The organism is Mycobacterium sp. NAZ190054 (assembly GCF_001545925.1).
Lineage (GTDB): Bacteria > Actinomycetota > Actinomycetes > Mycobacteriales > Mycobacteriaceae > Mycobacterium.
In genome coordinates, this window is the sequence record NZ_LMVQ01000125.1 from 1 (window position 1) to 9,878 (window position 9,878).

Genomic DNA, 9,878 nt, shown 5'->3' on the forward strand with positions numbered 1-9,878 from the left:
CGAAAGACTTGAACAGCGCGGCGATCTTGAGCTTGAGCTCCTCACGGCGACACGCTGCGGCGCTGGCTGACCGGCCCAGCCACTCGTAATATCCCGATTTCGACACCCCCAGCCAGGCCAGCATCTGCACGATCGTGGGAGCCATGCCCGCTACAGCGGCGCCTTCGGCGTGCTCCGCGGCGATGAACGCGTACTTCTGGCTCACCGTGGCTCCTTCGCGAAGTACGCTGCTGCTTTTTTCAAGAAAGCGAGTTCCATCGCCATTTCCCGGTTCTCGCGTTCCAATTCACGCAGCCGAGCACGTTCCGATAATTCCAGCGGCGGCTCGTCGCTGGCATGCGTTTCTCTGTATTTCCGAACCCAGTTACCAACAGTGGTATCACTGAGCCCGTGCTCACGCGCAACCTCGGCAATGGACTTTTGACCTTCCACCACCAACCTGGCCGTTTCTTCTCGAAACTCAGGTGAGAACTTCTGATATTTCTTCGCCAACCCAGTTCATCCTTTCCAGACCGACCCTATTTGGTCCGCAGTCCGGAGAACAGAGGGCACGCCAAATCACCGAGACAGACCCGCACCAACCCCCCGAGATCCACACCACGGTCGCCCACCACGCCCGGACCACAACCCCCACCGCAATCTCGACACCCACAAGACCCAGGCGGGCGTAGGCTCACGCTGTGACATCGGCCGCCGTCGAGATCATCGAGAACTACTTCACGTGCGAGTTCACCACCATCGCGCGCGACGGTGCACCGCAGACCTGGCCGGTGAGTCCGCGGTTGCTCGGCGACGGCCGATTCCTGTTGGCCACGAGCATCGGGTTGCCGCAGAAGGCCTACAACATCCGGCGTAATCCCAAGGTCAGCATGTTGTTCTCGGAACCGACCGGCAGTGGGATCACCGAAGCGGGGGCCGTCCTGATCCAAGGCGACGCCACCGCCGAGGACCGCATCGTCACCGACCCCACCTCCGATCCGGAGTTGGCGTCGCTGACGCAGACGCTGTTCACCCGTCAGCCGGCCGGCGCGTTGTGGAGCACGTGGCTAGGTCGCCGGCTCTGGTGGTCGTATTACATGCGCATCCTGATCCACGTGACCCCTCGTCGGATCCTGTACTGGCCCACGCGGGATTTCACCAGGCCGCCCGAGGAACTCGGCCTCGACGAGGTGCGCCGTGTGGGCTGACGCGGCCGGCCGGCTGCGCAAGTTCCCGGAAGCGGTGCTGACCGCGCTCGACGCGCGCGGATATCCGTTCAGCGTCCGGGTCGGCACCCGCGCCTACGACACCGTGACCGGTGAACTGCCGGTGGTGCTGCCCGAGGCGTTGGGAGCGGTCGCAGGTCCGGCGAACCTGCTGTGCCACTTCCACGACGAGAAGTTGTGGAAGCTCGACTCGACCCAGGTCAAGGGCTGCCTCCGGAGGCGTGGAGACGGCTGGGTCTTCGCGAGCGAGGCCTTCACACCGCAGTCGAGATTGCAGTTGGTGTCGTTCCTGAGAGGCGCCCACACCTCGGCCCAGAAGTATCTCGACAGGCGCGGGCTGGCACGTCCGGCGGTGAATTGGGCCTCCGTCAAGGAGATTCGGCATCGCGCCGCGGAACAACCCTGAGTGCGCCCGGTCTAAGGTGGGGCCAACCGCACGCGAGGAGCACTAACACATGTCCGGCCAGCTCGCGATCGCTCTGACGGCCGCGCTGATCCTGCTCGCCGTCGCCGCGGTGGTGCTCGCCGTGCGGACCCGGCGCGTGGTCGCCACCCCCACCGAACGCGCCGTGCACACCGCGCTGCACACCGCCTCGCTGGCCGCGCGCGCGTTACGCCGCGGCCTGGACACCGACTCCGCCGCGACCGCGGCACCGTTCCTGCGCGGACTCACCGGCACCGACGGCCTGGCGTTGTTCGACGGTGACGGCGCACTGCTCGCCGAGGACGCGTCGGACGGGTTGTGGGACGACGACGTACGCGACGCCTGCGTGGGCGCCGCCCGGCAGTCCATCGCCGGCGGGCGCCGGGTGATGACGCACGCCAGGACGGCCGCCGTGGTGGCCCAGCCCCTGCTCGCCGACTCCGGTGACATGCTCGGTGTGCTGGTGGTGGTCACCACGCGCTCCCCCGGCCCCGGCATGCTCGGCGCCGTCGGCGAGGTCGCGCGCTACGCCGCCAGCCAGGTGGAACTCGCCGAACTCGACGCGTCGCGCGCGCGCCTGGACCGCGCAGAGGTGCTGGCGTTGCGCGCGCAGATCAGTCCGCACTTCATCTACAACGCGCTGAACACGATCGCGTCGTTCGTGCGCACCGACCCCGACCGCGCCCGCGAGCTGATCCTGGAGTTCGCCGACTTCACCCGCTACTCGTTCCGCGCCGCCGGCCAATTCACCACGCTCGCCGAGGAACTGCGCAACATCGACCGCTACCTGACGTTGGAGCGGGCGCGGTTCGGCCCCGCGCTGAAGGTCACCCTGCAGGTCGCCCCGGAGGTGCTCAACGTCGTGGTTCCGTTTCTGGCGCTGCAGCCGCTGGTCGAGAACGCGGTGCGGCACGGCTTCGCCGGCCGCGGCTGCGGGTCGATCGAACTCGTGGCCCGCGACGAGGGCTCCGACTGCGTCATCACCGTCGAGGACGACGGGGTCGGCATGGATCCGGACGCGCTGCGCGCCGGACCGGGCGACGCGCTCTCCGACGGCGCCCCGGCGTCCGAGGGGACGGGCGCCCACGTCGGTCTGACCAATGTCGACCATCGCCTGCGCGCCGCGTTCGGCAACGACTACGGTCTGGTGGTCGAAACGGCGATCGGCGCCGGCACGAAAGTCGTCATGCGGGTGCCGAAGTTCCGGTCGGGCGTACGCGCCGGCGGAGGTGGATTCGGGGTGGGTCGAAATGAGTAGGGCGTGACCAGACCGCTCACCGTGCTCGCCGTCGACGACGAGGCACCCGCCCTCGACGAACTCGCCTATCTGCTCGGCAGGCATCCGGGCGTCGCTGAGGTCCACCGCGCCGGCGACGCCACCTCCGCGCTGCGGGAACTGAATCTGCGCACCATCAACGCGGTGTTCCTCGACATCAACATGCCCGGCCTGTCGGGCATCGAACTGGCGAGCGTGCTGGCCAACTATGCCCAGCGGCCGGTGATCGTGTTCGTCACCGCGCACGACGACAAGGCTGTCGCCGCGTTCGACGTCGGCGCGGTCGACTATCTGCTCAAACCCATCCGGGCGGACCGGCTCGACGAGGCGGTCCGCCGCGCCGCCACCGCCCAGGCCACGGCTCCGGCAGCCAGGGACGAAAGTGGCGGCGAGGAACCGGATTCCGGCGTCGTCCCGGCCGAGCTCGGCGGCGTCACCCACCTGGTGCCCCGCGACAGCATCGGCTGGGTGGAAGCCGAGGGCGACTATGCCCGGCTGCACTCGGCGTCGGGCTCGCACCTGGTCCGCATCCCGCTGAGCACACTCGAAACCCGGTGGCGGGACCACGGTTTCCAACGCGTACACCGGTCCTACCTGGTCGCTCTGCGGCTCGTCACCGGCCTGCGCACCGCCGAGGGCGCCGTCCTGGTGCGGTTGCGCGCCAACGGCGCGTCGCCGGCGGTCGAGCTTCCGGTGAGCCGGCGCCAGGCACGCGAACTGCGCGACCGCCTGGTACGCAACCCGATGCGCACCGCGCGCGGCGGCGATCCGCTCGAACAACGCCACCATCCGGTCCTCGATGTCACGGATCGCCTCGACGTCGACGGTCTGCCCCGGGTCATCGGGCCACAGCTCGATCACCGCCCTCGGGTACGGATCGTCGGGAAGCCATTCCAGCACCCGAATCCGCTCCCCCAACACACATTTCAGCCGGTAACGACCAGCCCCCAGGTCCGCGTGCTCGACGATGTGAGCCAGCACGCCGACATCGCTGCGGGTGTCACCGCCGCCCACTTCCCGGCCCGCCGCGATCAGCACGGTGCCGAACGCCGGATCCTCGGCGGCCAGGCACGCCTGCACCAGCGCGGAGTATCGCGGTTCGAAGATCCGGAGCGGCAGTTCCTCGCCCGGCAGCATCGCCACCTCGAGCGGGAACATCGGCACCGTCGGCATCGTTACAGCACCAGCTCACTCACCAGGGCGTCCACGACGGCGCGCAGGTCACCGTCGTGCTCCTCGGCAACCCGGCGCTGGCGCTGGTATGACGCACCGTCGCGGTAGATGCCGGGAACCCTCGAGAGCTCGTCGACACACGCGAGCCGTTTCGCCACGGGCTGCAGCCGCTCGACGAGCTCGTCGAGGTCCTCGGTCACCAGGCGCTCGTTGCTGTCGGCGTCCAGGATGATGATCGCGTCCAACCCGTAACGGGCTGCCCGCCATTTGTTCTCCTGTACATGCCACGGCGGCATCACGGGCAACGACTCGCCCGCGTCCAGCCTGCGGTCCAGGTCGACGATCAGGCAGTGGGTGAGCGCGACGAGCGCCGACAGCTCGTGAAGGTTGGACACGCCGTCGAAGATCCGGACCTCGATGGTGCCGAGGTGCGGGGAAGGTCTTATGTCCCACCGGATCTCATTCATGTGGTCGATGATGCCGGTCTTCTTCTGGTCACCGACGAAGCGCTCGAACTCGCGCCATTCCTGGAAGTGGAACGGCAGCCCGGCGGTCGGCAACTGCTGGAACATCATCGCCCGGTTGCTGGCGTAACCGGTGTCCTCCCCGTCCCAGTACGGCGAGGAGGCCGACAGCGCCAGCAGATGCGGATACTGGCGGAGCAGGCAGGTGATGATCGGCATCACCTTGTGCGCGGACGACACGCCGACGTGCACGTGCACGCCCCAGATCAGCATCTGCCGGCCCCACCACTGCGTGCGCTTGATCAGCTCGGCGTAGCGGGGCGCGTCGGTGAGCTTCTGCGCCGACCAATTCGCGAACGGGTGCGTGCCGGCGCAGAACAGCTCCATGCCACGCTCACGCACCACCTCGCGCACCGGCCGCAGCGTCGACGCGAGGTCGTCCATCGCCTCCGCCGCGTTGTCACAGATGCCCGTGACGATCTCGACGGTGTTGCGCAGCAGTTCCTTGTGCACGCGCGGGTTCTCGCCGATCTCGGCGATCACCGACGCGGCCTCGTTGCTCAGATCGCGCGTCGTCGCGTCGACGAGGGCGAACTCCCATTCGACACCCAGAGTCGGTCGGACCGACCCGGCGAAGTCGATTCGGCCATCAGCCCGTAGGTCAGCCCCGGGTGATGACACCGCAGGCCACCCGCGCTCCGGCGTCGCCGGTCGCCAGGGTGGTCTGATCCGGCGGCGGATCACCGTTGACCTGCTGGTAGCGCTCCGGCGGGATGTTGGCGAAGTTGTCGGCCTTCTCGTGAATGATGATCGACGTGCCCGCACCCGCGAGGAGTTGCTCCGCGGTGAACGCGTCGGTGGTGGTGACCAGGCGCGCCGAGCCGTCCTCGCGCACCTGCAGCGACGACAGGTCACCGCTGGCCGGGTGCCCGCTGTGTCCGGGCACCTGGAAGTGTCCGCCGGCGGAGTTGAAGTTGGCCGGAGGCCCGCCCGTCGGGGCCACGGAGTTCGCCTCGCATCTGCCCACCGAATGGATGTGCATGCCGTGGAAGCCCGGGGCGAGCTCACCGCCGGTCGCCTCGACCGTGATGGTGGCGTAGCCGTCGGAGAACGCGATGTCGGCGGTGGCGACAGTGGTGCCGTCGGGCGACTTCAGATCGGCGGTCAGCGTTTCACCGGCGGCGGTGCCGCCGCCGTGCCCCGCGCCGTGCTCGTCCGGCCCCGCTGTCGGCGAGGGCGACCCCGTCCACACCGGGGGTGTGGTGCCGGGGGCATCCGAGGGCACTTCTCCGGGGGGAGCGCACGCACTCAACGCAAGTGCGGGCACTGCGAACAAGGTGGCAGCAGCAACGGACCTGAGCATGAACAAGAGCCTAGCCGGTGACCAGTACGACCACTCCCGGTGGCTGCTCTGCGAGCTCGGGCACCCGCGGAGCGACCGGCGCCTCCAGCAGTCGGCCCACCTCTTCGGCCGCCTCCTGCTCGCCGGGCGCCTCGCCGAAGTACACGGTGGTCACCGTCACGTCCGGCACGGTCAGGTTGCCGGTCTCGGCGACGTTCCATTCGGCGTCGCGCAGCCGGGTGGCTACGCCCTCGGCGGCGCCTTCGACCGTGGAGATGTTGAACACGCGGACCTCGGGCCGCGCGGGCTCCTCGGGCGCGGCACTCGTGGTGGTGGTAGTCGTCGTCACGGTCGTCGTCGCCGAGGACTCGTCGTCATCTGAGCCGCCGACGGCCTGGAGACCGACGAGCAGGAACACGACGCCGAGGAACAACAACACCATCACCATGGCGCGAAGCGGCAGCCCGGAGGAATCTCGCTGGTTCATCGGCGCCTACTGTATCCCGGGCCCACGTCGGGCCGGTGGCCCTAAGTGACCTCGAAACCGAGGCGGCGTGCGGCTCGTGCCTTCTGCCTGCTGGCCCGCAGCCTGCGCAGTCGCTTCACCAGCATCGGGTCGGCCGCGAGGGCCTCCGGCCGGTCCACCAGTGCGTTCAGCACCTGGTAGTAGCGGGTCGCCGACATGGAGAACAGCTCCTTGATGGCGTCTTCCTTGGAGCCGGCGTACTTCCACCACTGCCGCTCGAAGGCGAGAATGTCGTGTTCTCGACGAGTCAGCCCGTCGGTGGGCTCGGTGTCGTCCCCAGAACGCTCAGCCCGCGCGATGGCGCCGTCCATATCGCTACTTGGACCCTTCCGGAATTTCGAGAATGACATCAGTGTGGTTCGGCGAGTATTCAATCACGGTTGGGTCACGCGCACCGTCAACGTCGCCGCGAGTCGGCGGTGCAAACAACCGCACCGGCGCTTCCCCTTAAGCTTCCTCGCATGGCCGTACGACCCATCCTCATCGTGGGAGATCCCGTCCTGCACACCGCGACCGAACCGGTACCTGTCGGTGATGACGGTTCGCTGCCAGCCGATCTGGCCGATCTGATCACCGATCTGTACGACACGATGGACGCCGCCCACGGGGTCGGGCTGGCCGCCAATCAGATCGGCGTCAACAAGCGGGTCTTCGTCTACGACTGCGCCGACGCCCGGAAGAAGACCGCCCGGCGCCGCGGCGTGGTGATCAACCCGGTCCTTGAGACCTCCGAGGTGCCAGAGACCATGCCGGACCCCGAGGACGACGACGAGGGCTGCCTGTCGGTGCCCGGCGAGTCGTTCCCGACCGGGCGCGCCGATTGGGCGCGGGTGACGGGGCTGGACGCCGACGGGACGCCGATCACGATCGAGGGTACGGAGCTGTTCGCACGGATGCTGCAGCACGAGACCGGTCATCTGGACGGCTTCACGTACCTGGACCGGCTCGTCGGGCGTAACGCACGGGCGGCCAAGAAGGCGGTCAGGAATCACGGCTGGGGCATCCCCGGCTTGTCCTGGATGCCCGGCGAGGATCCCGACCCGTTCGGCCACTGAGCATGACCGAGCTGCCCGAGGTCGGGACCCGGGTCAGCCTGCGTTACCGGCTCCCGACGGATTCCGACCGGCCGATGACCGACGTGGTCGGCCACGTCGTCGAATCCGGCGGAGACGCCGGTGCGGTCGTGCGCATCCGCACCCGGCACGGCGACATCGTCGAGATCGCCGCCGAGGACGTGCTGGCCGTGCGCGTCGTCCCCGAGATGCCGGTGCGCACCGGTGAGATCCGCAACCTCGAGCATGCGGCGGCGCTGGGATGGCCCGGCACCGAGTGGCACTGGCACGGCGGCTGGCTGTTGCGGCACGGTCACGGAGTGACCAGGCGTGCGAATTCCGCCGTACCCTTGCGGTTTTCGTCGTTCAGTGAGGTCGCGGACGTGCGCGACTGGTACACCGCGCGGGGGCTGCCCGCGCTGGTGTCGGCACCGGACCGGCTTCTGCGGCTGCCCGACGGCATCACCACCGACGCCGAGAACCTGGTGATGACAACGGATATCGCGGTCGCCGCCGTGCCGGGGGTTTCCGTCACCGCGACGCCCGACGACACCTGGCTGGCGTTGTACCGGCGGAACGTGCCGGTGGATGTGCTCACCGCGGTCGTCGACGGTGAGGTCGGTTTCGGCGAAGTGGCGCACGCCGCGGTGGGCCGGGTCGCGGTGACGGCCGCACCCGACGGCACGCGGTGGGCCGGGATCTCGGCGGTTCACGTGTCGGAGGACGCCCGTCGCCGAGGTCTGGCACGGCGACTGTGCCAGGGACTGCTGGACTGGGCGCACGACCGCGGCGCGACCCGGGCCTACGTGCAGGTCGTCTCCGACAATTCCGCTGCCCGAGCGCTGTACGAGTCGATGGGTTTCCGCGTGCACCACCGGTCGCGGTATGTCCGCGCGGAGGACCTACTGTAGGCCCATGCGCCTGGCGACCTGGAACGTCAACTCGATACGCACCCGTGTCGATCGCGTCACCGATTGGCTGGAGCGCGCCGAGGTCGACGTGCTGGCGATGCAGGAGACGAAGTGCTCCGACGACCAGTTCCCGACCATGCCGTTCGCCGCCCTCGGCTACGAGGTCGTGCACTGCGGCTTCAACCAGTGGAACGGGGTGGCGATCGCGTCGCGGATCGGTGTCGACGACGTCGAGATCGGCTTCGACGGTCAACCCACGTGGAGCGACAAGCCCGAGGTGGAGGCGGCGGCCGAAGCCCGTGCGCTCGGCGCCACCTGCGGTGGCGTCCGGGTGTGGAGCCTGTACATCCCCAACGGCCGCACCGTCGGCTCGCCGCACTACGCCTACAAACTGGAATGGCTTGCCGCACTGCGCACTACCGCGTCATCGTGGCTGACGTCAGACCCGTCGGCACCCATCGCCCTGGTCGGCGACTGGAACATCGCCCCGCTCGACGACGATGTGTGGGACATCTCCCTGTTCCAGCACAGCACGCACGTCACAGGGCCCGAGCGCGCGGCGTTCAACGCGGTCGTCGACGCCGGATTCACCGACGTGGTACGGCCTTTCACACCGGGCCCCGGGACGTTCACGTATTGGGATTACACCCAGCTGCGCTTCCCGAAGAACCGCGGCATGCGCATCGACTTCATCCTGGGTTCCCCCGCGCTGGCCGGGCGAGTCGTCCATGCCGAGATCGCCCGTGACGAGCGCAAGACCGGCAAGAACCGCGTCGGAACCCCGAGCGACCACGCCCCCGTGGTCGTCGATCTTGCCGACTGACAACACAGAAGCGGGGCCCCCCCGGTCGGAGGTGCCCCGCTTCTTGTCGCCTACTTGACGTCTACGTAGTAGACGTGGCCGGTGACGCGCTGCTGGAACGTCCGGTCGTAGCGGTAATCGTGGACGGTGGAGCGGATCTCGCCGCCCTGGTTGATGGCCACGACCGTGGCTTCGCTCAGCGGGGCGTCCGAGAGGCGGTTGACCACGACGCGGTTGCCCTGCGCCTCCAGCCGGCTGATGGTCTCGTCGGCGTTGCCGCCGCTGGGGGCAGCCACGGCGGGAGCGGCCAGTCCGAGGACGGTGGCGCTCAGGCCGGCTGCGACGGCGGTGGCGATGGTGAGGTTCTTCATTGTTGCCCTCCTCCCTTGGTCGGGTCGGAGCCGTCGGAACATGTCGCGCGGTCTCGACTTGAGGTGGTGGTAGTTCAGATCTCTGTGATCCGACTGGTTAAACCGGCAGGTGACGCCGATAATTCCCGCGGCACAAATTGACGGGTGGTTGGCAGTACTACGCGAATGAGATTTGTCGTACCCCTGATCTAGTGTAGAACGTATGTACTGCTTATCTGCTTAAGTGGACCTATGCTGTTCAGCGTGGGTGTCGAGGGCGCTCCCGTGGGCGGTGTGGACTACCCGCGGACCTATCAAGAATTCCGGGCGTGGTTTCCCGATGACGCCTCGTG

12 protein-coding genes and 3 pseudogenes are annotated in these 9,878 nt (G+C 68.3%); 7 read left to right on the plus strand and 8 right to left on the minus strand.

The genetic code is table 11. The features are described 5' to 3' along the window. Window positions 1–205: pseudogene (locus tag ASJ79_RS10885) on the minus strand (hypothetical protein); the annotation flags it as partial. Continuing rightward, window positions 202–492 (minus strand): transposase, encoded by a 291-nt coding sequence (locus tag ASJ79_RS30880; RefSeq protein WP_082753776.1) that lies wholly within the window; start codon window positions 490–492, stop codon window positions 202–204. The pseudogene ASJ79_RS10885 and the gene ASJ79_RS30880, both read right to left, overlap by 4 nt. A gap of 188 nt (window positions 493–680) precedes the next feature. Here ASJ79_RS30880 and ASJ79_RS10890 point away from each other — a divergent pair, with 188 nt between their 5' ends. The 4 genes and pseudogenes from ASJ79_RS10890 to ASJ79_RS10905 all read left to right on the plus strand — a co-directional run. Continuing rightward, window positions 681–1,187, plus strand: a complete 507-nt coding sequence (locus ASJ79_RS10890) for a pyridoxamine 5'-phosphate oxidase family protein (protein ID WP_067954993.1) — start codon at window positions 681–683, stop codon at window positions 1,185–1,187. Next, window positions 1,177–1,611, plus strand: coding sequence for a hypothetical protein (locus ASJ79_RS10895; protein WP_067954994.1), 435 nt, complete (start codon window positions 1,177–1,179; stop codon window positions 1,609–1,611). The genes ASJ79_RS10890 and ASJ79_RS10895 overlap by 11 nt, the downstream gene beginning before the upstream one ends. Window positions 1,612–1,660: 49 nt before the next feature. Then, entirely contained in the window at window positions 1,661–2,887 is a 1,227-nt protein-coding gene (locus ASJ79_RS10900; protein WP_067954996.1) for a sensor histidine kinase, read from the plus strand. A gap of 3 nt (window positions 2,888–2,890) precedes the next feature. Beyond that, window positions 2,891–3,670 (plus strand): annotated as a pseudogene (locus ASJ79_RS10905) (LytR/AlgR family response regulator transcription factor); the annotation flags it as partial. Here the strand turns inward: ASJ79_RS10905 and ASJ79_RS30885 are convergent. The 5 genes and pseudogenes from ASJ79_RS30885 to ASJ79_RS10925 all read right to left on the minus strand — a co-directional run. Beyond that, window positions 3,626–4,078 (minus strand): annotated as a pseudogene (locus tag ASJ79_RS30885) (LON peptidase substrate-binding domain-containing protein); the annotation flags it as partial. The pseudogenes ASJ79_RS10905 and ASJ79_RS30885 overlap by 45 nt on opposite strands. Window positions 4,079–4,080: 2 nt before the next feature. Next, window positions 4,081–5,223: a glutamate--cysteine ligase gene (locus tag ASJ79_RS10910; RefSeq protein ID WP_067954998.1), complete on the minus strand. Its 1,143-nt coding sequence runs from the start codon at window positions 5,221–5,223 to the stop codon at window positions 4,081–4,083. Further along, a complete protein-coding gene (locus ASJ79_RS10915) occupies window positions 5,204–5,905 on the minus strand; it encodes a superoxide dismutase family protein (protein WP_067955000.1) in 702 nt (233 codons plus the stop codon). Before ASJ79_RS10915 ends, ASJ79_RS10910 begins: the two co-directional genes overlap by 20 nt. Before the next feature lie 10 nt (window positions 5,906–5,915). Further along, window positions 5,916–6,371 (minus strand): LytR C-terminal domain-containing protein, encoded by a 456-nt coding sequence (locus ASJ79_RS10920; protein ID WP_067955002.1) that lies wholly within the window; start codon window positions 6,369–6,371, stop codon window positions 5,916–5,918. 41 nt (window positions 6,372–6,412) lie between these two features. Further along, window positions 6,413–6,721: a DUF3263 domain-containing protein gene (locus tag ASJ79_RS10925; RefSeq protein WP_067955004.1), complete on the minus strand. Its 309-nt coding sequence runs from the start codon at window positions 6,719–6,721 to the stop codon at window positions 6,413–6,415. A gap of 150 nt (window positions 6,722–6,871) precedes the next feature. Here ASJ79_RS10925 and ASJ79_RS10930 point away from each other — a divergent pair, with 150 nt between their 5' ends. From ASJ79_RS10930 to ASJ79_RS10940, 3 genes are read left to right on the plus strand one after another with little or no spacing between them, the layout of a single operon-like run. Continuing rightward, on the plus strand, window positions 6,872–7,465 hold the full coding sequence (locus ASJ79_RS10930; protein ID WP_067955007.1) for a peptide deformylase: 594 nt from the start codon (window positions 6,872–6,874) through the stop codon (window positions 7,463–7,465). A gap of 2 nt (window positions 7,466–7,467) precedes the next feature. Continuing rightward, window positions 7,468–8,373: a GNAT family N-acetyltransferase gene (locus tag ASJ79_RS10935; protein WP_067955009.1), complete on the plus strand. Its 906-nt coding sequence runs from the start codon at window positions 7,468–7,470 to the stop codon at window positions 8,371–8,373. 4 nt (window positions 8,374–8,377) lie between these two features. Then, window positions 8,378–9,196 (plus strand): exodeoxyribonuclease III, encoded by an 819-nt coding sequence (locus ASJ79_RS10940; RefSeq protein WP_067955011.1) that lies wholly within the window; start codon window positions 8,378–8,380, stop codon window positions 9,194–9,196. Between the two features lie 50 nt (window positions 9,197–9,246). Here ASJ79_RS10940 and ASJ79_RS10945 read toward each other — a convergent pair whose 3' ends face one another. Then, window positions 9,247–9,546 carry a hypothetical protein gene (locus ASJ79_RS10945; protein WP_067955013.1) on the minus strand — a complete coding sequence of 100 codons (300 nt, stop codon included), beginning with the start codon at window positions 9,544–9,546 and terminating at the stop codon, window positions 9,247–9,249. Between the last annotated feature and the right edge of the window lie 332 nt (window positions 9,547–9,878).

Coding starts and splice junctions, on each gene's coding strand:
- ASJ79_RS10900 (WP_067954996.1), top strand. CDS start 1,661: ATGTCCGGCCAGCTCGCGATCGCTCTGACGGCCGCGCTGATCCTGCTC.
- ASJ79_RS10915 (WP_067955000.1), bottom strand. CDS start 5,905: ATGCTCAGGTCCGTTGCTGCTGCCACCTTGTTCGCAGTGCCCGCACTT.
- ASJ79_RS10920 (WP_067955002.1), bottom strand. CDS start 6,371: ATGAACCAGCGAGATTCCTCCGGGCTGCCGCTTCGCGCCATGGTGATG.
- ASJ79_RS10925 (WP_067955004.1), bottom strand. CDS start 6,721: ATGGACGGCGCCATCGCGCGGGCTGAGCGTTCTGGGGACGACACCGAG.
- ASJ79_RS10930 (WP_067955007.1), top strand. CDS start 6,872: ATGGCCGTACGACCCATCCTCATCGTGGGAGATCCCGTCCTGCACACC.
- ASJ79_RS10935 (WP_067955009.1), top strand. CDS start 7,468: ATGACCGAGCTGCCCGAGGTCGGGACCCGGGTCAGCCTGCGTTACCGG.
- ASJ79_RS10940 (WP_067955011.1), top strand. CDS start 8,378: ATGCGCCTGGCGACCTGGAACGTCAACTCGATACGCACCCGTGTCGAT.
- ASJ79_RS10945 (WP_067955013.1), bottom strand. CDS start 9,546: ATGAAGAACCTCACCATCGCCACCGCCGTCGCAGCCGGCCTGAGCGCC.